We start from the raw sequence: 21,903 nt of genomic DNA on the forward strand, positions 1-21,903 counted from the left end.
TTCGCTTATTCCGGTTGGACACGGGTTACAGCTTGGGCTGTAGTGGGCGCAAGAGCAACCTAGCGCTTGGCCAGTTCCCCTTCCATGCGGTCGATGCATTGCTGCATCTGCCCCCGGCATTGTTCGATCAGCGCTGGCAGGTCCTGCAGGGTCATGCCCGCCGTGGCGATCGGTGGCAGCGAGCGTACGATCACCGTGCGCTGGCGCCAGCTGTTCAGGCTCAGGCGCCCGGCATAGCGGCTGACGCATACTGGCACGATCGGCACACCGGCCTCGATGGCCATGTGAAACGCGCCTTTCTTGAAGGCCAGCAGGTGCTCGCCGGGGTTGCGCGTGCCCTCGGGGAAAATCCAGATCGAGGTGTCGTCCTGAAGGACCCGGGTGGTCTTCTGCATGGCCTTGCGTGCCTGGTAGGCGTTCTTGCGGTCGACCAGCACGTTGCCACCCAGCCAGAACAACTGGCCGAACAGCGGGATCCAGCCCAGGCTTTTCTTGCCGATGGCGACGGTGCGCTGCGGCACCACCTGGCCCAGCACGAACAGGTCGAAGTTGGACTGGTGGTTGGCGACGATCACGCAGCCTGGCGGCTGGTCCCACAGCGGGCCGACTTCGGCCTTGACCCTGATACGCATCAGCCAGGTGGCCGGCAGGCTGTAGAGGCGTGCGAACACGCGGCTGTTATCGGGGTTGAAGGGGCGGCACAGGCCGATGACCAGGCCCAAGGTGCCAACGGCAAGGAAATGCAGCGCCAGCAGGAACATGCGCAATGAATAAAGCATGGTACGACTCACACCAGACAGTCGCCGGGCAGTGTACGGCTGTGCACTGGTTGGGGCAAACCCGAGGTGTGAACCTGTGATGGCCCTTTCGCGGGTGAACCCCCTCCCACAGGATCACCACACCTTCAAGGTTGGGAGTTCCCTGTGGTAGCGGGTTCACCCGCGAAGAGGCCGGCAAGGTCAACCCATATGCTGCTGGTCCAGCTCGATCGCCTTGTCCAACGCTTCCAGCAACCCTTTGCGCACCTTCAGCTTGGTGTTCTTGTGCGCCAGCATGTTCAGCTTCTTCAGCTCCCGAGCCGCCGCCAGTGCCGCATCCTGCAACTGCTCGGCCGGCACCACCTTGTCGAGGAAGCCAGCGTCCACCGCGCCCTGCGGGTCAAACACCTCGGCATTGATCACCGACCGGTGGAAGGCCGAGCGGCGCAGGCGGTCGCGGGCCAGTTCGATGCCGGCATGGTGCATGGTCATGCCGATCTGCACTTCGTTCAGGCACACCTTGTACGGCCCTTCGACACCAATGCGATAGTCGCCCGAGAGCAGCAGGAAGGCGCCCTTGGCCACGGCATTGCCCGGGCAGGCGACCACCACGGGGAACGGGTGCGACAGCAGGCGGCGGGCGAGGGTGGAGCCGGCGGTGACCAGGCTTATCGCCTCCTTGGGGCCGCTGGTCATCACCTTGAGGTCGTAGCCGCCAGACAGAATGCCGGGCTGCCCGGTGATGATCACCACCGCGCGTTCTTCCGTGGCGCGGTCGAGCGCGGCGTTGAAGGCGGCGATAACGTCGGGCGAGATGGCGTTGACCTTGCCGTTGTTCAGGGTCAGGGTAACGATGCCGTCTTCGGCGTGGTAGGTAATCAGCTCGCTCATGGCAGAGTCCTTTTGTTGGCGTGGCGACGACGTTACCCAGCGCCAGGGGCGAGGTAAAGCAGTAAGGCTGACTGGTCGGTCAGCGTTCGCCGGGGCTCAAATGCAAATGCATGAAAAAATTGAAAAAAATGCTTGCCAAAGGGAAGCTCTTTCACTAAATTAGCGCAACTCGACAGGCTGCAAGGCTTGAAGAGCAACGGTGAAGTGTCCGAGTGGTCGAAGGAGCACGCCTGGAAAGTGTGTATACGAGAAATCGTATCAAGGGTTCAAATCCCTTCTTCACCGCCACATTCTACGAAGAGCCCCTGAGCTGAGAAGCCGGGGGCTTTTTGTTTTTGGGGCCTTTGGGGGCCGCTTTGCGGCCCTTTCGCGACACAAGGCCGCTCCTACAAGCGTGCGCGGTCCCCTGTAGGAGCGGCCTTGTGTCGCGAAAGGGCTGCAAAGCAGCCCCAAAAAATCTAGAAGGTGACCGAAGCCGAAAGCCGAGCCGTCCGCGGCGCCCCCTGGAACAGGTAGTTATCCCCCAGGTAATCCCCCACATCGCGCCAATAACGCTTGTCGAACACGTTATCCACAGTCAGCCGCAGCACCGTGTCATACCCACCAATGCGCGTGCGGTAGCGGCTACCCACATCGAACACCGTATACCCACCAACTTCCACATTCCCCGCCTGGCTCGCATACTTGCTGGCGCTGTAGCGCGCCCCGCCCAGCAGTGCCAAGCCCGGTACCGGCAGGGTGTATTCTGCCTGCAGCGCCGCCCGGAACCTGGGCACGTTGATTGCCTGGTGGCCTTCATAGGCATCGGTGTCGCTGTTCTGCACCCGCGCCCGAATCACAGCAGCGCTGGCCTGCACCTGCAGGTTAGAGGTCACCCAGCCGCTGGCGCCCAGCTCCAGGCCGGTGTTCTTTTGCTGACCTTGTTGCACATAGGTGAAAGTGCCGGCGCCGTCCGGGCGCGCGTATTGGTATGCCTGGCGTATCTGGAACAGTGCGGCGCTGAAGCTCAGGCCTTGCCAGTCGTGCTTGAGGCCCAGTTCCAGTTGGTGCGAGGTCGTCGGAGCGAGGATTTCGAATCTGTTCTGGGCGAACCACGGTGCGGTACCGCCTGCCGACAGGCCTTTGGAGTAGCTGGCATATACCGTGGTATCCGGCTGCGGCTTGTAGATAAGCGCAGCGTTGGGCAGCAACTTGTACTGTCGGGTATGGCGGCCGGCAACGCCGTCCTCATTCCAGGTTTTCTCGTCCAGGCGTACTTCGCGGGCACCCAGTAGGGTCTGCCATTGCTCGTTGAAGCTGATGCGGTCGCTCACGAACAGCCCGTACTGGCGGCTGTCCAGGCGTCGTTCGCTAGACCCGATGGGTTTGTCGGATGGGTCAAAGCCTGGCGCACCGGTGTGGATGTTGCCTGTACCTACCCATTCCATATAGCTGGGGCGCTGGTCCAGCGTGCGCCGCTGTGCACTGGTGCCCACGCTCAGCTCATGCCCTACGCCCAGCGCATCGAAACGCCCGTTGAGCACGGCCTGCGCCTCGTCGGTACGGCGGGTGTCGTCGGGGCTGCGGAAGTCGTAGATGTCGTAGTCGCCGTTTCTGCCGAAGAACGCGCCGTCGCTCGAGCCCCAGGCAAACGAGCTGTAGTCATCTATCACCACTTTGCTGCGCGAGGCACTCAAGGTCCCGGTCCAGGCTTCGTTGAAACGATACTCGAAGCGCCCACCCAGGTTCAGCGAGTCATTCTGCACCGGCTTGGCCCAGTGCTGGTAGGCCAGGCGGTCGTCGGGGTCGATGCCATGGGGTACTTCGCTGCCACCGAGCAACTGGTAACCCGGCACCGAGCGCTGTTCGCGGTGCTGGTATTCGGCATCCAGCTGCAGGGTGGCATCCGGGTTGATCTGCCAGTCGAAGGCCAGCGAGGCGAAGTCGCGCTTGCCGTCGGCGTGGTCGACGTAGGAGCGGATGTCTTCATGGGCCAGGTTGGCCCGTAGGCCGAACTGCCGCTCGCTGCCGAACCAGCCGCCCAGGTCGGTGGCCAGGTAGCGCTCGCCTTGTTCGTTGGTCGACACCGTGACGCTGCGCACGTCTTCGGCGCGCTTGGTCACGTAGTTGACCAGGCCTCCCGGCTCCGACACGCCGCTCTGCAGCCCGGACAAACCCTTGAGCAGCTCCACCTGCTGCTTGTTCTCCAGAGCCACGTTCTGCTCGCCGGCGATGGTCTGGCCATTGATGCGGTAGCTGCTGGCGGCATTCAGCTCGAAGCCGCGCACGTTGAAGTTTTCGTAGTAGCCGATGGGAGCGTAGCTTTCACCCACCGAGGCGTCGCTTTGCAGCACCTCGCTGAGCTGGCGTACCTGGCGGTCTTCCAGCAGTTGCTGGCTGAACACGCTGATCGAGGCCGGGGTGTCGAGCAGGGGCGCGGGCTGGAAGCCGCCTACTGCTGCCTGGCGTACCTGATAGCCGTCGTTGGTGTAGGTGTCGGACACCTGCAGCGGGGCCAATAGCACGCTGTCTTCGGCAAGCACATGGGGGCAATGCAGGGCCAGGCCCAGGCTGAGCAGGCTCAGGGGCAGGCAGGGATGACGCGGGGGCATGCGGTGGGGCTCCTGGATGCGCGACACCTTAGCGGGCCTCTTCGCGGGTAAACCCGCTCCCACAAGAAAATCACTATCCTCAGGTGCAGTGATATCCCTGTGGGAGCGGGTTCACCCGCGAAGGGGCCGGCACAGGACATGAAAAAGGCGGCATCTTACAGCCGCCTTCAACATAAAACGATCCGGGCCCAGCGATATCCTGTCAGCCTCTGCGGGCCGGCCGCCTGTGCTGCCGCCAGTTGTCATCGATCTTCGACCAGGTCTTGCCATCGGTAATTGCCATGAGCTTGCGCCCGTCCTTGAAAGTAGCCAAGAAGGTGGCTTCCTCTTCCTTGCCACCCAGCCACAGCCCAGCCAGCAACCCCACCGGCCCGGCCACCAGGGCCCCGGCCACGCCCCAACCCAGGGCACTGCCCAGGCTACGGCTGGATTCCAGGCTGGCCAGCCGCAGGTCGCTGATGCGTGCCAGGGAAATCCGCTCGCCCGGGGAGGGGCTGCGCGGGGTCTTGAGTGTGAGCGATCCGTTGCGATACTCGCCTTCGCCTTGCAAGAAATCGCCGGATTGCACCGTGAGTCTTGTCATAACGTCGTCCTGTCAGGAAAAGGGCATTGACCAGCGCCTACTGAGCGCTGCCCGGGCAGCCAAGTCAACGGCCATGCGACAGAGGGTCGTGCGGTGCATTGTCGCCATGGCTGATGGCCTCTTCGCGGGCACGCCCGCTCCCACAGGTACATCACATGCTTCATGCCAGTGACAAACCTGTGGGAGCGGGCGCGCCCGCGAAGAATCCAACAAAAATTTTTCAGGCCGCTTGCAAAGCGTTCCTGCGCTTGCGCTCGGCCAACCCCCACGCCAGCAACGCCAGCCCGCCAATCACCAACCCGGCTACCACGATCCCCATCCAGCCCTGGCGCTGGAACAGCTGCGTGCCCAGCAACGACCCCAAGGCCCCGCCAATGAAGTAGCAAGTGATATACCCGGCATTCAGCCGCGTGCGCGCCTCGGGCCGCAGGGCAATCACCGCGTTCTGGTTGCTCACGTGCACCAGTTGCACTGCCAGATCGAGCATCAGCACACCCATCAGCAGGGCCAGTAACGATTGCTCGGCAAAGCCCAGCGGCACCCACGACAGCAGCAGTACCACCAGGCCCACGGTGGTACCCAGCGAACCCTTGCCACGGTCGGCCAGGCGCCCTGCCCAGTTGGCCGACAGCGCACCCGCTGCACCGGCCAGGCCGAACAGCCCTATCACCGCGTCCGAATAGTGGTATGGGCCTTTCGCCAGCAGGAACGCCAGTGGCGTCCAGAACAGGGCGAACAGGTTGAATGCCAGCAGGCCGAGCAGCGAGCGCAGGCGCAGCACCGGTTCTTCGACGAACAGGCGGAACACCGAGCCGATCAGCGCGGGGTATTTCAGCCCGGCATGGCTGTGGTGTTGCGGCAGGCTGCGGTATAGCGCCACGGCAGTGATGGCCATCAGCACTGCAGCCAGCACGTAGATGCTGCGCCAGCCACCCAGTTCGGCCATGAAACCGGCGGCGGTACGCGCCAGCAGGATGCCCAGCAGCAACCCGCTCATCAAGGTGCCGACCGCACGCCCGCGCTGGTGTGGCTCGCTGAGGGTCGCGGCCATGGGCACGAGGATCTGCGCTACCACCGAGAACAGCCCGGTCAGCGCCGTACCAAGGATCAGCCAGGGCAGGCTCGGTGCGCAGGCACTGATGACCAGGCCCAGGGTGGAAATGGCGGTCATCACGGTGATCAGCCGGCGCTGCTCGAACAGGTCGCCCAGCGGCGCCAGCAGCAACAGGCCGGCGCCATAGCTCAGTTGCGCGGCAATGACGATGCTGCCGGCACTGGCGGTGCTCAGGCCGAACTGCTGGGCGATGCTGTGCAGCAGTGGTTGCGCGTAGTAGTTGCTTGCCACGGCCAGGCCGGTGGCGGTGGCCATCAGCAGGATCAGGGCGCGGCTGAGCGTGGGGGTATTCATGGGGTTCTCGTGGCAGACGGGAGGTAGGAGCGGGGTCAACCTGTGCCGGCCCCTTCGCGGGCTTGCCCGCTCCCACAGGATTATCACAGGGTTTGAGGCCGGCGGGATACCTGTGGGAGCGGGCGCGCCCGCGAAGAGGCCGGAACAGGCAACCCTTCAATCAGGCAGCAAACCCGCCATCGACCGTCAGGCTGGCCCCTGTGACATACCCTGCCTCAGGCCCCGCCAGGTAAGCCACGAAGCTGGCAATCTCATCCGCCTCGCCATAGCGCCCGATCGCCATCAGCGGGATCAGGCTGTCAGCGAACTCGCCGCTGGCCGGGTTCATGTCGGTGTCCACCGGCCCTGGCTGCACGTTGTTCACGGTAATGCCTTTCGGCCCCAGGTCACGTGCCATGCCGCGGGTCAGGCCGACCAGCGCGGATTTGCTCATGGCATAGGGGGCGCCACCGGCAAACGGCATGCGCTCGGCATTGGTGCTGCCAATGTTGATGATGCGCCCGCCTTCGCCCATGTAGCGTGCCGCAGCCTGGCTGGCGACGAATACGCTGCGCACGTTCACCGCCAGCATGTGGTCGAAGTCGGCCAGGTCGAATTCGGTCACCGGCGCTACCGCCAGCACACCGGCGTTGTTGACCAGGATATCCAACCGGCCGAAGGCCTTCACGGTGTCATCCACGGCCAGTTGCACGGCCGCTGCGTCGGCGCTGTCGGCCCGCAGGGCCAGGGCCTTGCCGCCGTTTCCGGTAATTTCCTGAGCCAGCGACTGCGCCGGGCCGGCGGAACTGACATAGGTGAAGGCCACCTGTGCACCTTCACGGGCCAGGCGTCGCACGATGGCTGCGCCAATGCCGCGGGAACCGCCCTGTACCAGAGCTACTTTGCCTTCGAGAGTGTGTTGCTTGGACATGCTGATCTCCTGCTGGAAGCCAGGCCGGAATGCCTTGGATGGGCGCAGTATCGGCGCTTGATTACCTGCTGATAAGATGGCAATCACTATCAGCAGAGTAAACCTTTGGTTGCCAATCATGGCCATGGAATCGTTCAACGCGTTGGAGTGCTTCATCCGCAGTGCCGAAGTGGGCAGCTTTGCCGAAGCCGCCAGGCGCCTAAGCATTACCCCGGCTGCCGTGGGCAAGCATGTTGCCCAGCTGGAAGCGCGCCTGGGGGTGCGGTTGTTCCAGCGTAGTACCCGCAAGCTGACCCTGACGGAGGCAGGGCAGCGATTTTTGGGCGAGGTCAGTGACAGCTTCCGCACCATCCAGTACGCCGTGGCCAACCTGGCCAGCAGCGAAGGCCAGCCGGCCGGGTTGTTGCGGGTGAGCATGGGCACGGTGTTCGGGCGCTTGTATGTGTTGCCATTGCTGGGCGAGTTCTTGCGTCGCTACCCGGCCATTACCCCGGACTGGCATTTCGACAACCGCCAGGTCGACCTGATTGGCCAGGGCTTCGATGCGGCGATTGGTGGAGGCTTCGATTTGCCACCAGGGGTGGTGGCGCGCAAGCTGACCCCGGCGCACAGGGTGCTGGTGGCATCGCCGGCATATTTGGGCCGGTATGCGCCGATTGACGACCCGCAGGTATTGCAACGGCATGACGGTATCCTGATTCGCTCGCCGCAGACCGGGCGGGTGCGTTCATGGCCGCTGACCAGCCGTCGGCAGGTGCAGCAGCCATTGCAGTTGCGCCAGACGATGACCATGAGCGATTCGGATGCGGCTTGCGCGGTGGCCGAGCAGGGCCTAGGGATTGCCCTGGTGAGCTTGCCCTTTGCCGTGCCGTACCTGGAGGGTGGGCGGCTGCAGCGGGTGCTGCCGGACTGGTATGTGGACGATGGGCATATCAGCCTGTATTTCGCCGAGCACAAACTGTTGCCGGGCAAGACCCGGGCGTTTGTCGACTTCGTGGCGGAGCAATTCGAGGAGCAGGGGTTGGCGCGGCGGTTCGATGCCTTGTAAACCCTTTAGAAGTGTATTGCCTGAACCGGCCCTATCGCCGGCAAGCCAGCTCCCACGGGTGCAGCGTTGATCTCGGGGTTGTCGCTGTCCCTGTGGGAGCTGGCTTGCCGGCGATAGGGCCGGTTCAGACAACATCGACTATGAACAATGCCTGTGCCGCCAGGCTCACCTCATCATCAACCTTCCTGCCGACCAGCTGCTGCCCCAGCGGCGAGCGCGGTGTAATCACCGTCACCAGCCCATCCCCCTCGCCAATCTTCAACCCCGCAGCCTCCGGCCCGAGGAACAGTCGGCGCTGCCCGCCATCTTCATCCTCGAGCGTCACCAGGTTGCTCACCTGCACCCCGCGTGCCGGGTCATAATCGCGCAGCAGCAGTTGCTGGTAGGTCACCAGCGCCTTGCGGATCTCGGCGCTGCGGCGGGCCTGGCCGGTGGCCAGGTACGAGGCTTCCAGGCCCAGGGTGTCGTACTTGTTCTCGGCGATGTTTTCTTCTGCAGTGGCGGCTTCGTACGCGGTTTGCGCCGCGCGGGTCAGCACATCCAGGTCATGCTCGAGGGTGGCGACGATCTGCGCCAGCAGGCTGGGCTTGTCCATGGTCAGTAACAGAACTCCAGCACGTTGGCCTGGCTTTTGTCGGTGGGCGCGGTGCGGTTCTGCTGCAGCCAGAACTGGCATTTGGGGCTGTTGAGGTTGCGCGGGTTGCCCTGGGCAGCGTCGGCGGCCTGTTGCAGCTCCTGCTTGTGCAGGATGTCCTTGTAGCGTTCGAACATTTCCGCCTGGGCATCCGCTGCAGGGGCTGGCGCTGGCGGCGCGGCGGGCCGGTACGCGGCGGGGGCCACGGCCTGGGCCAGAGGCTGTATCTGCTGTGGCCACAATTGCAGGGCCAGCCATAGGCTGGCGGCGATGGCCACGGCGCCCAGCCACAGGCCAAAGGCAACGCACACGATCAATGGCAACGGCTTGAGGGTGATCTTCAGTTCACGGTGGCGCGGCATGGCAGCCTCCTGGCAGGGTGTTCGGGGTGCATTGTCGCATGCGCCTGGGCATTTTTCCGCGCAGGCGCTTTTGTCAGCGACAATTTATGCGCAGAATGCGCGGTTTTTCCGCTGGGCGAGGGCAGGGCACATGAAAGCCACCTGGGATATCTTCTGCAGCGTCGTCGACAACTACGGCGATATAGGCGTGACCTGGCGCCTGGCCCGGCAGCTGGTGGCAGAGCACGGCCTGGCAGTGCGGCTGTGGGTGGATGACCTGAATGCGTTCACGCCCATGTGCCCCGGGGCCGATGCCACCGCCGCGCAGCAGTGGCAGCACGGTGTGGATGTACGCCAGTGGCCGGTGACCTGGTTGTCAGTGGCGCCGGCCGATGTGGTGATCGGTGCCTTCGCCTGCCAGTTGCCAGCAGCTTATGTAGAGGCAATGCGTGCTCGCGCCACGCCGCCGCTGTGGTTGAACCTCGAATACCTCAGCGCCGAGGACTGGGTGGAGGGTTGCCATGGCTTGCCTTCGCCGCAGCCCAACGGCTTGCGCAAGGTATTTTTCTTTCCCGGCTTTACCGAAAAAACCGGTGGCCTGCTGCGCGAGGGCTCGCTGCTGGCGCGGCGTGATGCGTTCCAGCAAGGCGCACGGCAGGCGTTCTTGCAGGGGCTTGGCGTAAACCCTGAAGCGGGAAGTTTGCTGATTTCCCTGTTCGCCTACGAAAACCCCCAACTGGGCAACTGGCTTGATGCTCTGGCCTCGGGCGAGCAACCTTGCCACCTGCTGGTGCCGCAAGGGCGCGTTGTCGCGGGGCTTGGCCAGTGGCTTGGCGAGGCGGCGCTGCAAGTGGGCAGCGTGCGCAAGCGAGGGGCGCTGACCGTGCAGGTGCTGCCTTTCGTCAGCCAGGACGACTACGACCGGTTGCTGTGGAGCTGCGATTTCAATGCCGTGCGCGGCGAAGACTCGTTCGTGCGCGCGCAGTGGGCCGGGCAGCCGATGCTGTGGCACATCTACGTGCAGGACGAGAATGCCCATTGGGAAAAGCTCGAAGCGTTTTTGGCGCATTATCGACACGGGCTGTCAGACGATGCCGATGCCGCCCTGCTTGGCTTGTGGCGTGCCTGGAACATGGACCGCGACATGGGCCAGGCCTGGCAGGCGGCCCGCCAGCACTGGCCGGAACTGCAGCAGCATGCCCGGCTTTGGGCAGCGCGACAGGCCGCTCAGCCGGACCTTGCCACAGCGCTAGTACACTTTTACCGAAATTCGCTATGATACGCGGCCTCGATTTTTATAAATCCATCCAGATTCGGATACTTCGTAATGAAAACTGGTAAAGAACTGAAACCCGGTACCGTCCTGCGGATCGACAACGACCCGTGGCTGGTTCAAAAAGCTGAGTTCACCAAGTCGGGCCGTAACAGCGCGATCATGAAGACCAAGCTGAAGAACCTGCTGACCGGCTACAAGACCGAAACCGTCTACGGTGCAGACGACAAGCTGGACGACGTGATCCTGGATCGCAAAGAAGCGACCCTGTCGTTCATCAACGGTGATGAATACACCTTCATGGACACCACCGACTACACCATGTACGAACTGAACGCCGAGGACATCGAAGCCGTTCTGCCGTACATCGAAGAAGGCATGGAAGACGTCTGCGAAGCCGTGTTCTTCGAAGGCCGCCTGGTATCGGTTGAACTGCCGACCACCATCAGCCGCCAGGTTGTCTACACCGAGAACGCTGCTCGCGGCGACACCTCGGGCAAGGTCATGAAGCCTGCCAAGCTGAAGAACGGTACCGAGATCTCGGTTGCCGACTTCATCCAGATCGACGAGTGGATCGATATCGACACTCGCGACAACAGCTTCAAAGGCCGTTCCAAGAAGTAATCCTTCTTGTGAAACGCAAAAAACCCGGCCTTGGCCGGGTTTTTTTATGCCTGCAAACTTCCAGGCCTCCTGCATCAGGGGCTGCAAGCCTTACACGGTCACGTGCAGGCGCACATCCACATTGCCGCGGGTGGCGTTGGAGTACGGGCACACCTTGTGCGCTTTTTCCACCAGCGCTTCGGCATCGGCCTGGGCCAGGCCCGGCAGGTTGATGTGCAGGTCGATGTCCAGGCCGAAACCACCCGGAATCTGGCCGATGCCCACCTTCGCGGTGATCGAGGAGTCCGCCGGCAGGGCTTTTTTCTCCTGCCCAGCCACGAACTTTAGCGCACCGATGAAGCACGCCGAGTAACCGGCGGCGAACATCTGCTCGGGGTTGGTGCCGTCACCGCCTGCGCCGCCCAGTTCCTTGGGGGTGCTCAGGCTGACCACCAGCTTGCCGTCACTGGAGCGGGATTTGCCATCGCGCCCACCGGTGGAGGTAGCTTCTGCGATGTAAAGCGGAGTGACCTTTTGCATCTTGAGCCTCGCTAATGTGCTGTGCGCTCGCCGTGTGGAGGAGGGCGCGGGTTGGTGTGGGATTTAAATTAGCGCGCAATTAGTTAGTGCGCAAGATAAATCTTCACCGCTCGTCCGAACGGCCATTGCACAGCATAGCTGTCAGAGGGTTTTCTGCAGGTTCTCGCGCAGCGCCAGCAGGTCGGCCTGCAGCTGTTGCAGCTGTTCCAGGCTGCGTCCGCTGGCCTTGAGGATGCACTGCGGCACTTCCTTGGCCTGCTGCTGCAAGGCGCGGCCCTTGTCGGTCAGCTGCACCAGTACTACCCGTTCATCTTCGCGGCTGCGGTTGCGCTGCAGCAGGCCTTCGCTTTCCAGACGCTTGAGCAACGGCGTCAGCGAGCCGGGGTCGGTGAGCAGGTGCTGGCTGATCTCGCCTACGGTCAGGCCGTCGTGCTCCCACAGCACCAGCATGGCCAGGTATTGCGGGTAGGTCAGGCCCAGGGCCTGCAGCAGCGGTTTGTAGACCTTGGTCATCAGCAACGAGGTGGAGTGCAGGGCGAAACAGACCTGGTTGTCCAGCAGCAGCTCGTCACAGGAGGCTTGGTTGTTGGCGTTCATGCAGGTCCTTGAAGGTAATCAATGGGAAAGTCTGGCACGCGAATCGTCAGTGCGCGCTTTATTCGCGCAGTTCACTGCGCAAGGCCAGGTCCCAGGGTGGAATCGGGCTGAAGCGGCTCTTGAGAAATTCGAGCAGCAAACGGCTGCGAGAGTTCGTTTCATGTTCCAGGCGAAGCGCATAGATACCGCTGGTCTCCGCTTCGGGCAAGCCACCGTCGCAAAACAAAGGTATCAACTCGCCACGCAGCAGGTATTCGCTGATCAGCCAAGTAGGCAGGTGGGCTATGCCTAAGCCGGCGAGGGCGCCGAACAGAAGGGTTTCGGCGTTGTTGGCGGCCATCCGCATGCGTGAGGGGCGGTACAGGCGGGTTTGCCCGGCCACGTTGAAACGCCAGGCAAATGGCGGCGCCAGGCCATCCCAGTCCAGGCCGTCGTGCCCGGGCAGTTCGCTGGGGCAGATAGGCATGCCGCGGCTGGCCAGGTAGGCTGGGCTGGCGCAGGCAATGCGCACCATGTAGGCCAGTGGCGTGGCGACCAGCCGGGTGTCGGCCAGGGGGCCGGCGCGCAGCACCAGGTCGACCTCGCCAAGGTGGCTGCCATGCAGGTCGACGAAGCTGTCGATCAGGCGCAGTTGCACATCCAGGCCTGGGTAGGCGACCAGGAAATCGGCAATGGCCGGGGCCAGGTGGCGGCGGCCGAATGCCGCCGGGGCGTCGATGCGGATCAGACCTTCGGGTGCATTGCTCAGCGACACCGCTTCGGCGCGGGCCAGGCGCAGTTCCTCAATGATGCGCCTGGCCCGTTCGGCAAAGGCGTTGCCGGCAGGCGTGGCGCGCACGGCGTGTGTGCTGCGGGTGAACAGGCGGCTGCCCACGGCGCTTTCCAGGTTGTCGATGCGCCGGGCCACGGCCGATGGGGTCAGCGGGTGCCGGCGGGCGGCGGCAGAAAAGCTGCCGGTTTCCAGCACATCGAGGAACAGGCTTAGCTGGTCGGTCAGGGTATCGGGGTTCATGGCTGCCTTGCTTTTGCGAAAAACGCATAGCCATTGTGCGCTGCTATGCGTTTCCCCGCCAGCCCGCACTCGTTAGCATGCTCGCATTATGTGTACAGGCGGATGAGGCCCTGATGATTGAATGGTTGTTGTATATCGTGCTGGGCGCAGCCCTGGGGACCATGGGTGGCTTGTTCGGCATTGGCGGTGGGCTGATTGCGATTCCGGCGCTGGGCGTGCTGTTTGGCCTGGACCAGCAACTGGCGCAAGGCACGGCGCTGGTGATGGTAGTGCCCAATGTGCTGCTGGCGCTGTGGCGTTATCACCAGCGTAACCGCATCGAGTTGCGCCATGCGGTGCCGCTGTCGCTGTGCAGCTTCGTGTTCGCCTGGCTGGGGTCGATCTGGGCGGTGGGGCTGGATGCGCAATCCATGCGCCTGGGCTTTGTCGGCTTCCTGGTGGCCCTGGCGGTGTGGAACGTGGCGCGGATGTTCATGAAAGTGTCGCCGCCCAGCGCCGAGCTGCGGTATGCCTGGCCGTGGCTGGGTGTACTGGGCAGCTTTGCCGGGACCATGGGCGGCTTGTTCGGGGTGGGCGGGGCCGTTGTGGCCACGCCCATCCTGACCAGTGTGTTCGGTACCACCCAGGTGGTAGCGCAGGGGCTGTCGCTGGCCCTGGCGGCGCCGAGTACCTTGGTAACCCTGGTGACTTACGGGGTGCACCACAGTGTTGACTGGGGGGTGGGGATCCCCTTGGCGGTGGGCGGCCTGCTGAGTATCAGCTGGGGGGTGAAGTTGGCCCATGCATTGCCGGAGAAGGTGTTGCGGGTGATGTTCTGTGTGTTTTTGGTGGGTTGTGCGGTGATGCTCGGGTTCGAGCTTTGAGATTTTGGGGCCGCTTTGCGGCCCCAAGTTATTTGAACCCTTCGACAATGTAGTCGGCCATGCAGTCGGTAATCGGCGAAGGGTTCTGGGTACTGCGCACCAGCATCACATTGGCCACCGGCAACTGCGGCAACCCTTCGCTCTCGCCCAGAATGCGGATATTCCCGCCAATCAGGCTCTGCAACTGTGCGGTCACCGCCAACCCTGCGGTGACGATGGCAAAGATCGCTGCCAGGCTCGGGCTGGTATAGGCGATGCGGTAGTCGATGCCCTGGGCCTCCAGGGCATTGCAGGTCCAGGCCCGGCAGAAGCAGTCAGTGTTGAACAGGGCTACCGGCATGGGGCGTTGCTCGTGCGGGCAGAAGCCTTCCGCGGCGGCCCAGACCAGGCGTTCCTGGCGCAGCAGTTGGCCAATCTCGTTGCCCGGCTCACGGGTGACGATAGTCAGGTCCAGGTCCTGGCGCAGCATCAGTTGTTTGGAAGAGTCGCAATGCACCTCCACCTGCACCAGTGGGTAGGCCTGAGCAAAGCTCGACAGGATGGTCGGCAGGAAGCGCATGGCATAGTCGTCCGGCGTGCCGATGCGTACTACCCCGACCATGTGCGGCATGCGCAGGGTGTTGAACACTTCCCCATGCAACTTGAGGATGCGCCGCGCATAGCCCAGCAGCACCTGGCCCTCGGCGGTCAGGCGCACCTGGCGGCCATCGCGCTCGAACAGTTGGCGCTGGAGGATGTCCTCTTCCAGGCGTTTCATTTGCATGCTCACCGCCGACTGGGTGCGTTTGACCACCTCGCCGGCGCGGGTGAAGCCGCCCTGCTCGGCGATGGCCACGAAAGTGCGCAGTACGTCCGCATCGAGGCTCTGGTACTGGGACATTGCATCAATCTCCGAGATGCATGGCATCAGAAACATTCGTTGGATTGATCTTATGCCTGGCAGGAGACTGAAGCCATCAACACGGAGGGCTTCACGATGAAAGGTCATGTCAGCAGCATCCAGCAATCTGCCTTTTCCCTGAACCACCTGTGGCATGCCGCCCTGCAGCGCCCGGCACGCTGGCTGCAGCTGTACCGCCAGCGCCAGGAACTGGCCAGCCTCAGTGACGCAACCTTGCACGACCTGGGGTTGAGCCGAGCGGATATCCAGCAAGAGGCCGAGCGGCATTTCTGGGATGACCCGCTGCGCAAATAGGCTAAGTTTGTCGGTGGAATCACTGGCCTCTTCGCGGGTGAACCCGCTCCCACAGGAACTCCACATTGCCCGAGGCCAGCGGTATCCCTGTGGGAGCGGGTTCACCCGCGAAAGGGCCAGTGCAGACACCACAAGGAGTTCAGGCTTGCCCCTCAAGCTGTCCATCAACCAGGCCCGCCGGCTGGCCCTTTCTGCCCAAGGTTTCGGCAAGCAGCCAGAATCGGTGCCGACGCTGCCGGCACTCAAACGCATGCTGCAACGCCTGGGCGTGTTGCAGATCGATTCGGTCAACGCCCTGGTCCGCTCCCACTACCTGCCGCTGTTCTCACGCCTGGGCCACTACTCGCCTGCCGCCCTCGACCAGCTCGCCTGGGGGCGTGGCCGCCAGCGCCTGATGTTCGAATACTGGGGCCACGAAGCCTCGTTGCTGCCGCTGAGCCTGTACCCACTGCTGCGCTGGCGCATGGCCCATGCCGCCGATGGTCGTGGCATCTATCGCCAGCTCGCGCAGTTTGGCCGCGAACGCCAGGACGTGATTGCCCGGGTACTGGCCGCCGTCCGCGAACAGGGCGCCCTCGGCGCAGGCAGCCTGTCCACCCGCGAGGAGCGGGCCGGCCCCTGGTGGGACTGGAGCGAGGAAAAGCACGCACTGGAGTGGCTGTTCGCCGCAGGGCAAGTGACGGTCGCTGGCCGGCGCGGTTTCGAGCGGCTTTACGATGTGCCGGAAAAGGTCCTGCCGAAGGCGATCCTCGACCAACCTTTGCCCAGCGAGACCGAGGCGCATCAGGGCTTGATGCTGCACGCCGCCACGGCCCTGGGCGTAGCCACCGAGCGTGACCTGCGCGACTACTTCCGCCTGGATCCGGGGCAGGGCAGGGCTGCGCTGGCCGAACTGTTGGCTGACGGCCGCCTGCAAGCGGTCGAGGTGCAAGGCTGGAAGCAGCTCGCCTACTGCGCCGGCGCACCGCGTATCCCCCGGCGCATAGAGGCCAGCGCGCTGTTGTCGCCTTTCGATTCACTGGTCTGGGAACGCAACCGTACCGAGCGCTTGTTCGACTTCCGCTACCGCCTGGAAATCTACACCCCGGCGCACAAGCGGGTGTACGGCTACTACGTGCTGCCGTTCCTGTACCACGAACGCATCGGCGCACGGGTGGACTTGCGCGCCGAGCGCGCCCAGGGGCAACTGGCAGTGCATGCCGTGCATGTGGAGGCCGCAGGCCTGGACGAGGAAGGTTACCAGGCCCTGGCCGGCAACCTCCTGCGCCTGGCCAGTTGGCTGGGCCTGGAGAAGGTGCAACTTAACTGCCCGCGCAAGGAGGGCAGCCAGTTGCGCCAGGCGCTGCTCAGCGCCGCACCTGCTTGAGGGTTTCGGCAATCAGGAATGCCAGCTCCAGCGACTGGTCGGCGTTCATGCGCGGGTCGCAGTGGGTGTGATACCGGTCGGACAGCGCATCCTCGGTGATCGGCCGGGCGCCGCCGATGCATTCGGTGACGTTCTGCCCTGTCATCTCGATGTGGATACCGCCGGCATGGCTGCCCTCGGCCTGGTGCACCTGGAAGAACTGCTTCACCTCATCCAGGATCTGCGCGAAGTCACGGGTCTTGTAACCGCTGCTGGCCTTGATGGTGTTGCCATGCATCGGGTCGGAGCTCCACAGCACCTTGCGCCCTTCGCGCTCGACAGTGCGGATCAGCCCCGGCAGGTGTTCGCCAACCTTGCCGGCGCCCATGCGCACGATCAGGTTCAGGCGCCCGGGATCGTTGGCCGGGTTCAGCGTGTCGATCAGGCGGATCAGCTCCTCGGGGTTCATGCTTGGGCCAACCTTGACCCCGATCGGGTTGTGCACACCGCGCAAAAACTCCACATGAGCACCGTCCAGCTGGCGGGTGCGGTCGCCGATCCAAAGCATGTGCGCCGAGCAGTCGTAGTAGTCGCCGGTCAGGCTGTCCTGGCGTACGAAGGCTTCTTCATAGTTCAGTAGCAGTGCTTCGTGGGCGGTGAAGAAGCTGGTTTCGCGCAGCTGCGGCGCGCTGTCCAGGCCGCAGGCGCGCATGAATGCCAGGGTTTCGTCGATGCGGTTGGCCAGCTGGTGGTACTTGTCGGCCAGGGCCGAATTGGCGATGAAGTCCAGGTTCCACTTATGCACCTGGTGCAGGTCGGCAAACCCGCCCTGGGCGAAGGCGCGCAGCAGGTTGAGGCTGGCGGTGGCCTGGTGGTAGGCCTGCAGCAGGCGCTCCGGGTCGGGGATGCGGCTTTTCGCGTCGAAGCCGATACCGTTGACGATGTCGCCACGGTAGGCGGGCAGGGTGATGTCGCCGATGGTTTCATCGCCCGATGAGCGCGGCTTGGCGAACTGCCCGGCCATGCGCCCTACCTTGACCACCGGGCAGCCGGCGGCGAAGGTCATGACAATGGCCATCTGCAGCAGCACCTTGAAGGTGTCGCGGATTTTCGCCGCCGAGAACTCGGCGAAGCTCTCGGCGCAGTCGCCACCCTGCAGCAGGAAGGCGCGGCCTTCGGTGACCTCGGCGAACTGCCGGCGCAGCTCGCGTGCCTCGCCCGCGAACACCAGCGGCGGGTAGCTGGCCAGGGTCTGTTCGACCTTCAGCAGGTGCGCGGCATCGGGGTAGGTCGGTTGCTGCTGGATTGGCAGGGCACGCCAGCTGTCGGGGCTCCACGGTTGGTTCATCTCGGGCTCGGTCTTGTCGGTTGTAGGCTATGGGCCATGGTAACAGTTGGCGCTGCGCTTGTTGCATCAAGGGTGTTGGCGGACAATGCGCGTTTTTGCGCGGGTGGGTGGTGAGCATGGCGGCGGAACGGGAAGAGCGGCTACTGGCACGGGTGGAGGACGCCTTTGGTGTCATCAGCGTGTATGAAGTCGACGACTACCGCTTTCTGGAATTCGGCGATGCGATCGAGCAGAGCTGCGTGTTCACGGCCGACCCAAGCTGGCTGGAATACGACTATACCCGCGCCATGCTGGTGGGGGCGTTGTGCCACGAGCAGCCGGAGAGCGCGCTGTTTCTCGGCCTGGGGGCCGGCACGCTGACCCAGGCCTGCATGAAGTTCCTGCCGCTGGACGACATCGAGGCCATCGAACTGCGCCCGGACGTACCGCGCCTGGCCATGGAGTACCTGGGCTTGGACGATGACCCGCGGCTGTATGTACGCATCGGCGATGCCCTGGAGCTTTTGCCCACGGCGGAGAAGGCCGACCTGCTTTTCGTCGACCTGTACACCGACCATGGGCCGGGGGTGGGGCACCTGGCGTGGAACTTCCTGGAGAACTGCCAGCAGCAGCTGAACCCGGGTGGGTGGCTGGTGATCAACCAGTGGGCCACCGACGACGGCAAGCCGCTGGGCGCGGCGTTGCTGCGCGGGTTGTACCACCGGCATTACTGGGAGCTGCCGGTGAAGGAGGGCAATGTGATCCTGCTGGTACCGGCGGACCTGGAGCAGACGCTGGACCTGGATGGGCTGAGGGCCCGGGCCGAGGCGTTGGCGCCGCGCCTGGGGTACAGCCTCGAAGGGCTGATCCGCGAGATTCGGCCGGCTACCTGATGAATCTGTGTCGAGGCTGCTGGCCCTATCGCCGGCAAGCCAGCTCCCACACCGACCGCGTTGGCTGTCCCTGTGGGAGCTGGCTTGCCGGCGATGGGGCCGATACAGGCAATAAAGAATTATCGATTCAGTTCCTGGTGGTTGATGGCCCGACACTGGTCAGGCACCCTGAAAATATTCCTCACGTCTGCGCACGATTTCGGGTATAGTACGCGCCGGTCTTTTAGCGGACCGCAAAATCAGGTGGTGTAAACCCTCCGAGTCCAGCTTCGGCTGCACGTCCGCTAGGCGGACTTTCCCACGTTTATCTTTTTCAATCGTTTTCGCAAATCCCCGCCGCCAAAGCTGCCTGGGTGACCTGTCGGTCTTTCATGGCTTGTGCAGCTTTGGAGCATGGGTCTTTGCGGATGCACCTAGAGGCAGACCCATGACCCAGGAAACCGGCGGCTTCGCCGCTCTCGATCTCAATCCGAATATTGTTGCTGCCGTTCTGGCGACCGGCTACGAAGAGCCGTCCGCCATTCAGCAACAATCGATCCCGATCATCCTCGCCGGTCACGACATGATCGGCCAGGCGCAGACTGGCACCGGCAAGACCGCTGCCTTCGCCCTGCCGATCCTCAACAAGATCGATGTGAGCAAGCGCGAACCGCAAGCCCTGATCCTGGCGCCAACCCGTGAGTTGGCGCTGCAAGTTGCTACCGCTTTCGAAACCTACGCCAAGCAGATGCCGGGCGTGAACGTGGTCGCCGTCTACGGTGGTGCCCCGATGGGCCCACAGCTGCGTGCGATCCGCAACGGCGCGCAAATCGTCGTGGCCACCCCGGGCCGTCTGTGCGACCACCTGCGTCGTGACGAAAAAGTCCTGTCGACCGTGCAGTACCTGGTACTGGACGAAGCCGACGAGATGCTCAAGCTGGGCTTCATGGATGACCTCGAAGTGATCTTCGATGCCATCCCTGCCAGCCGCCAGACCGTGCTGTTCTCCGCCACTCTGCCGTCGTCGATCCGCTCGATCGCCGAACGTCACCTGCGCGAGCCCAAGCACGTCAAGATCCAGAGCAAGACCCAGACCGTTACCGCGATCGAGCAGGCCCACCTGATGGTCCACGCTGACCAGAAGATCCCGGCTGTGCTGCGTCTGCTGGAAGTGGAAGAGTTCGATGCGCTGATCGCCTTCGTGCGTACCAAGCAAGCCACCCTGGACCTGGCCTCCGCGCTGGAAGCCAAGGGCTACAAGGCTGCCGCGCTGAATGGCGACATCGCCCAGAACCAGCGTGAGCGTGTGATCGACTCGCTCAAGGATGGCCGCCTGGACATCGTTGTCGCTACCGACGTCGCTGCCCGTGGCCTGGACGTACCGCGCATCACTCACGTGTTCAACGTCGACATGCCGTACGACCCGGAGTCCTACGTACACCGTATCGGCCGTACCGGCCGTGCCGGTCGCGATGGCCGTGCACTGCTGCTGGTCACCCCGCGTGAGCGCCGCATGCTGCAGGTGATCGAGCGCGTAACCGGGCAGAAAGTTGCCGAAGCCCGCCTGCCGAATGCCCAGGCCGTGCTGGACGCCCGCATCAAGAAGCTGACCTCGAGCCTGGCGCCGCTGGTTGCCGAAGCGGAAGCCACCCACGGCGAGCTGTTCGACCGCCTGACCGCCGACCTGGGTTGCAGCGCGCGTGCCCTGGCTGCTGCCCTGCTGCGCAAGGCCACCAATGGCCAGGCGCTGGACCTGGCTGCGGTAGAGCGTGAGCAGCCGCTGGTGCCGAGCTTCGCCCCGCGTGGTGAGCGTACCGAACGTGGTGAGCGTGGCGAGCGCCCGGAGCGTGGTGACCGCGAGCGCCGTGCACCGATGCCGCTGGCCGAAGGCCGTGTGCGTTGCCGCACTGCCCTGGGTGCCCGTGACGGCATCGCTGCCAAGAACCTGTTGGGCGCGATCCTCAACGAGGGTGGCCTGGCCCGTGACGCCATCGGCCGTATCCAGGTGCGCGACAGCTTCAGCCTGGTCGAGTTGCCGGAAGATGGCCTGGAGAAGCTGCTGTCCAAGCTCAAGGACACCCGCGTGGCTGGCAAGCAGCTGAAGCTGCGTCGCTACCGCGAGGATTGATCCTGGCGCAATGAAAAAATCCCCGGCTTTGGCTGGGGATTTTTTTTGCCTGTGCCGGCCCTTTCGCGGGTAAACCCGCTCCCACAGGTACAGCACAAGCCTTGAAATCTGTGGAGACCCTGTGGGAGCGGGTTCACCCGCGAAGAGGCCCTTCAGCCAAACCGATAAATGTCCATCCCCAACGCCCCCAGGGTAAACCCTTGGTGCACCACCCCGAATTTGCCCCCAGCCCCCAGGGCAAAGAACAGCGGCAGGAAATGCTCGTCACTGGGATGGTTGCGCACCGCAAACGGCGCCTGCTGCCGATAATTCAGCAACGCTTGCTGATCATCCGCCCGAAGCTTTTCCACCACCCAATCCCTGAACGCCAGTGCCCATGGCTCGATCACATCCGGCCCGGCATGCCAGTCCAGTTCGCCCAGGTTGTGGGTAATGCTGCCCGAGCCGATCAACAGCATGCCCTGACCGCGCAAACCCGCCAGCGCCTGGCCTACCTTGACCTGCAGCGCCGGCCCCATGTGGCTGGGCAGGGAAACTTGCACCACCGGAATATTCGCCTCCGGGTACATCAGCGACAGAGGTACCCAGGCGCCGTGGTCGAATGGCCGCTGCGCATCCAGCCGGGCTGGCAGCCCGGTAGCCTGCAGCAGTTCACTGACCTGGCCGGCAAGGGTGGGGTCACCCGGCGCCGGGTATTGCACCGCATATAGCGCTGGTGGGAAGCCGTAGAAGTCATGCCAGGTCTCGGGCTGTGCGCTGCCGGTAACCAGCAGTTCGCGGCTTTCCCAGTGTGCCGACACCACCACGATCGCTTTCGGACGGGGCAGGGCGTTGGCCAGCCCGGCCAGCGCCGGCCCGCTGGCGCCGGGTTGCAGGGCAAGCATGGGGGAGCCGTGGGAAATGAACAGGCTGGGCAGCATGGCGGGTTCCTGACGGTTAAGATGCACACATCTTCGATCAACTACAGATCGAAATCCAAACCAA

At 63.8% G+C, this 21,903-nt stretch carries 21 protein-coding genes, 1 tRNA gene and 1 pseudogene; 9 read left to right on the top strand and 14 right to left on the bottom strand.

The window, feature by feature from the left end:
• Positions 1-59 precede the first annotated feature (59 nt).
• Together V3314_RS10705 and V3314_RS10710 are read right to left on the bottom strand one after the other, a co-directional pair.
• Entirely contained in the window at positions 60-779 is a 720-nt protein-coding gene (locus V3314_RS10705) for a 1-acylglycerol-3-phosphate O-acyltransferase (RefSeq protein ID WP_046615494.1), read from the bottom strand.
• 180 nt (positions 780-959) lie between these two features.
• On the bottom strand, positions 960-1,649 hold the full coding sequence (locus V3314_RS10710; RefSeq protein WP_015269365.1) for a crotonase/enoyl-CoA hydratase family protein: 690 nt from the start codon (positions 1,647-1,649) through the stop codon (positions 960-962).
• A gap of 198 nt (positions 1,650-1,847) precedes the next feature.
• On the opposite strand from V3314_RS10710, the gene V3314_RS10715 reads away from it, so the two are divergent.
• Positions 1,848-1,937, top strand: a tRNA-Ser gene (locus tag V3314_RS10715).
• A gap of 170 nt (positions 1,938-2,107) precedes the next feature.
• Here the strand turns inward: V3314_RS10715 and V3314_RS10720 are convergent.
• From V3314_RS10720 to V3314_RS10735, 4 genes are all read right to left on the bottom strand, one after another.
• Positions 2,108-4,240 carry a TonB-dependent siderophore receptor gene (locus tag V3314_RS10720; protein ID WP_338460195.1) on the bottom strand — a complete coding sequence of 711 codons (2,133 nt, stop codon included), beginning with the start codon at positions 4,238-4,240 and terminating at the stop codon, positions 2,108-2,110.
• A gap of 202 nt (positions 4,241-4,442) precedes the next feature.
• Entirely contained in the window at positions 4,443-4,823 is a 381-nt protein-coding gene (locus V3314_RS10725) for a hypothetical protein (protein ID WP_046615492.1), read from the bottom strand.
• A gap of 220 nt (positions 4,824-5,043) precedes the next feature.
• Positions 5,044-6,231, bottom strand: coding sequence for an MFS transporter (locus V3314_RS10730; RefSeq protein ID WP_046615491.1), 1,188 nt, complete (start codon positions 6,229-6,231; stop codon positions 5,044-5,046).
• Between the two features lie 160 nt (positions 6,232-6,391).
• Positions 6,392-7,141 carry a 3-oxoacyl-ACP reductase family protein gene (locus V3314_RS10735; protein ID WP_046615490.1) on the bottom strand — a complete coding sequence of 250 codons (750 nt, stop codon included), beginning with the start codon at positions 7,139-7,141 and terminating at the stop codon, positions 6,392-6,394.
• Positions 7,142-7,259: 118 nt separating this feature from the next.
• Between V3314_RS10735 and V3314_RS10740 the strand changes: the two genes are divergently transcribed.
• Positions 7,260-8,189: a LysR family transcriptional regulator gene (locus V3314_RS10740; protein ID WP_338460196.1), complete on the top strand. Its 930-nt coding sequence runs from the start codon at positions 7,260-7,262 to the stop codon at positions 8,187-8,189.
• A 124-nt stretch (positions 8,190-8,313) separates the two neighbouring features.
• On the opposite strand, the gene V3314_RS10745 is transcribed toward V3314_RS10740, so the two are convergent.
• Both V3314_RS10745 and V3314_RS10750 read right to left on the bottom strand, forming a co-directional pair.
• Entirely contained in the window at positions 8,314-8,784 is a 471-nt protein-coding gene (locus V3314_RS10745) for a GreA/GreB family elongation factor (RefSeq protein ID WP_046615488.1), read from the bottom strand.
• 2 nt (positions 8,785-8,786) lie between these two features.
• The gene (locus tag V3314_RS10750; RefSeq protein ID WP_046615487.1) at positions 8,787-9,185 is read right to left on the bottom strand and encodes a hypothetical protein; all 399 of its coding nucleotides are present in this window, start codon (positions 9,183-9,185) and stop codon (positions 8,787-8,789) included.
• 130 nt (positions 9,186-9,315) lie between these two features.
• Here V3314_RS10750 and earP point away from each other — a divergent pair, with 130 nt between their 5' ends.
• Both earP and efp read left to right on the top strand, forming a co-directional pair.
• A complete protein-coding gene (gene earP, locus V3314_RS10755; protein ID WP_338460197.1) occupies positions 9,316-10,443 on the top strand; it encodes an elongation factor P maturation arginine rhamnosyltransferase EarP in 1,128 nt (375 codons plus the stop codon).
• A gap of 48 nt (positions 10,444-10,491) precedes the next feature.
• A complete protein-coding gene (efp, locus tag V3314_RS10760; RefSeq protein WP_013971530.1) occupies positions 10,492-11,061 on the top strand; it encodes an elongation factor P in 570 nt (189 codons plus the stop codon).
• Positions 11,062-11,151: 90 nt separating this feature from the next.
• Here efp and V3314_RS10765 read toward each other — a convergent pair whose 3' ends face one another.
• The 3 genes from V3314_RS10765 to V3314_RS10775 form a co-directional block, all read right to left on the bottom strand.
• Entirely contained in the window at positions 11,152-11,580 is a 429-nt protein-coding gene (locus V3314_RS10765; protein WP_046615485.1) for an organic hydroperoxide resistance protein, read from the bottom strand.
• 141 nt (positions 11,581-11,721) lie between these two features.
• Positions 11,722-12,177 (bottom strand): MarR family transcriptional regulator, encoded by a 456-nt coding sequence (locus V3314_RS10770; RefSeq protein ID WP_046615484.1) that lies wholly within the window; start codon positions 12,175-12,177, stop codon positions 11,722-11,724.
• Between the two features lie 58 nt (positions 12,178-12,235).
• Positions 12,236-13,189: a LysR family transcriptional regulator gene (locus V3314_RS10775; RefSeq protein ID WP_046615483.1), complete on the bottom strand. Its 954-nt coding sequence runs from the start codon at positions 13,187-13,189 to the stop codon at positions 12,236-12,238.
• Between the two features lie 113 nt (positions 13,190-13,302).
• Between V3314_RS10775 and V3314_RS10780 the strand changes: the two genes are divergently transcribed.
• A complete protein-coding gene (locus tag V3314_RS10780; protein ID WP_153671218.1) occupies positions 13,303-14,052 on the top strand; it encodes a sulfite exporter TauE/SafE family protein in 750 nt (249 codons plus the stop codon).
• A gap of 28 nt (positions 14,053-14,080) precedes the next feature.
• On the opposite strand, the gene V3314_RS10785 is transcribed toward V3314_RS10780, so the two are convergent.
• Entirely contained in the window at positions 14,081-14,932 is an 852-nt protein-coding gene (locus V3314_RS10785; RefSeq protein WP_338460198.1) for a LysR substrate-binding domain-containing protein, read from the bottom strand.
• 96 nt (positions 14,933-15,028) lie between these two features.
• Between V3314_RS10785 and V3314_RS10790 the strand changes: the two genes are divergently transcribed.
• Together V3314_RS10790 and V3314_RS10795 are read left to right on the top strand one after the other, a co-directional pair.
• Positions 15,029-15,247, top strand: a complete 219-nt coding sequence (locus tag V3314_RS10790) for a DUF1127 domain-containing protein (protein WP_046615481.1) — start codon at positions 15,029-15,031, stop codon at positions 15,245-15,247.
• Positions 15,248-15,392: 145 nt separating this feature from the next.
• Positions 15,393-16,613, top strand: coding sequence for a crosslink repair DNA glycosylase YcaQ family protein (locus V3314_RS10795; RefSeq protein WP_135001897.1), 1,221 nt, complete (start codon positions 15,393-15,395; stop codon positions 16,611-16,613).
• Here the strand turns inward: V3314_RS10795 and V3314_RS10800 are convergent.
• On the bottom strand, positions 16,594-17,940 hold the full coding sequence (locus tag V3314_RS10800) for a 3-deoxy-7-phosphoheptulonate synthase class II (RefSeq protein WP_046615479.1): 1,347 nt from the start codon (positions 17,938-17,940) through the stop codon (positions 16,594-16,596). The two genes, V3314_RS10795 and V3314_RS10800, sit on opposite strands and share 20 nt — an antisense overlap.
• A 116-nt stretch (positions 17,941-18,056) precedes the next feature.
• Here V3314_RS10800 and V3314_RS10805 point away from each other — a divergent pair, with 116 nt between their 5' ends.
• The gene (locus V3314_RS10805) at positions 18,057-18,812 is read left to right on the top strand and encodes a spermidine synthase (RefSeq protein WP_046615478.1); all 756 of its coding nucleotides are present in this window, start codon (positions 18,057-18,059) and stop codon (positions 18,810-18,812) included.
• Positions 18,813-19,205: 393 nt separating this feature from the next.
• Positions 19,206-20,919 (top strand): annotated as a pseudogene (locus tag V3314_RS10810) (DEAD/DEAH box helicase).
• Positions 20,920-21,071: 152 nt separating this feature from the next.
• Here the strand turns inward: V3314_RS10810 and V3314_RS10815 are convergent.
• On the bottom strand, positions 21,072-21,839 hold the full coding sequence (locus V3314_RS10815) for a class III extradiol ring-cleavage dioxygenase (protein ID WP_046615477.1): 768 nt from the start codon (positions 21,837-21,839) through the stop codon (positions 21,072-21,074).
• Positions 21,840-21,903 lie beyond the last annotated feature (64 nt).

It is taken from the genome of Pseudomonas sp. TE3-3-F2023 (assembly GCF_036784815.1).
GTDB classification, from domain to species: Bacteria; Pseudomonadota; Gammaproteobacteria; order Pseudomonadales; family Pseudomonadaceae; genus Aquipseudomonas; species Aquipseudomonas pudica.

Excerpts from the sequence above, each read along its gene's own strand:
- V3314_RS10705 (WP_046615494.1), bottom strand. The coding sequence starts at position 779 with ATGCTTTATTCATTGCGCATGTTCCTGCTGGCGCTGCATTTCCTTGCC.
- V3314_RS10710 (WP_015269365.1), bottom strand. The coding sequence starts at position 1,649 with ATGAGCGAGCTGATTACCTACCACGCCGAAGACGGCATCGTTACCCTG.
- V3314_RS10720 (WP_338460195.1), bottom strand. The coding sequence starts at position 4,240 with ATGCCCCCGCGTCATCCCTGCCTGCCCCTGAGCCTGCTCAGCCTGGGC.
- V3314_RS10725 (WP_046615492.1), bottom strand. The coding sequence starts at position 4,823 with ATGACAAGACTCACGGTGCAATCCGGCGATTTCTTGCAAGGCGAAGGC.
- V3314_RS10730 (WP_046615491.1), bottom strand. The coding sequence starts at position 6,231 with ATGAATACCCCCACGCTCAGCCGCGCCCTGATCCTGCTGATGGCCACC.
- V3314_RS10735 (WP_046615490.1), bottom strand. The coding sequence starts at position 7,141 with ATGTCCAAGCAACACACTCTCGAAGGCAAAGTAGCTCTGGTACAGGGC.
- V3314_RS10740 (WP_338460196.1), top strand. The coding sequence starts at position 7,260 with ATGGCCATGGAATCGTTCAACGCGTTGGAGTGCTTCATCCGCAGTGCC.
- V3314_RS10745 (WP_046615488.1), bottom strand. The coding sequence starts at position 8,784 with ATGGACAAGCCCAGCCTGCTGGCGCAGATCGTCGCCACCCTCGAGCAT.
- V3314_RS10750 (WP_046615487.1), bottom strand. The coding sequence starts at position 9,185 with ATGCCGCGCCACCGTGAACTGAAGATCACCCTCAAGCCGTTGCCATTG.
- earP (WP_338460197.1), top strand. The coding sequence starts at position 9,316 with ATGAAAGCCACCTGGGATATCTTCTGCAGCGTCGTCGACAACTACGGC.
- efp (WP_013971530.1), top strand. The coding sequence starts at position 10,492 with ATGAAAACTGGTAAAGAACTGAAACCCGGTACCGTCCTGCGGATCGAC.
- V3314_RS10765 (WP_046615485.1), bottom strand. The coding sequence starts at position 11,580 with ATGCAAAAGGTCACTCCGCTTTACATCGCAGAAGCTACCTCCACCGGT.
- V3314_RS10770 (WP_046615484.1), bottom strand. The coding sequence starts at position 12,177 with ATGAACGCCAACAACCAAGCCTCCTGTGACGAGCTGCTGCTGGACAAC.
- V3314_RS10775 (WP_046615483.1), bottom strand. The coding sequence starts at position 13,189 with ATGAACCCCGATACCCTGACCGACCAGCTAAGCCTGTTCCTCGATGTG.
- V3314_RS10780 (WP_153671218.1), top strand. The coding sequence starts at position 13,303 with ATGATTGAATGGTTGTTGTATATCGTGCTGGGCGCAGCCCTGGGGACC.
- V3314_RS10785 (WP_338460198.1), bottom strand. The coding sequence starts at position 14,932 with ATGTCCCAGTACCAGAGCCTCGATGCGGACGTACTGCGCACTTTCGTG.
- V3314_RS10790 (WP_046615481.1), top strand. The coding sequence starts at position 15,029 with ATGAAAGGTCATGTCAGCAGCATCCAGCAATCTGCCTTTTCCCTGAAC.
- V3314_RS10800 (WP_046615479.1), bottom strand. The coding sequence starts at position 17,940 with ATGAACCAACCGTGGAGCCCCGACAGCTGGCGTGCCCTGCCAATCCAG.
- V3314_RS10805 (WP_046615478.1), top strand. The coding sequence starts at position 18,057 with ATGGCGGCGGAACGGGAAGAGCGGCTACTGGCACGGGTGGAGGACGCC.
- V3314_RS10815 (WP_046615477.1), bottom strand. The coding sequence starts at position 21,839 with ATGCTGCCCAGCCTGTTCATTTCCCACGGCTCCCCCATGCTTGCCCTG.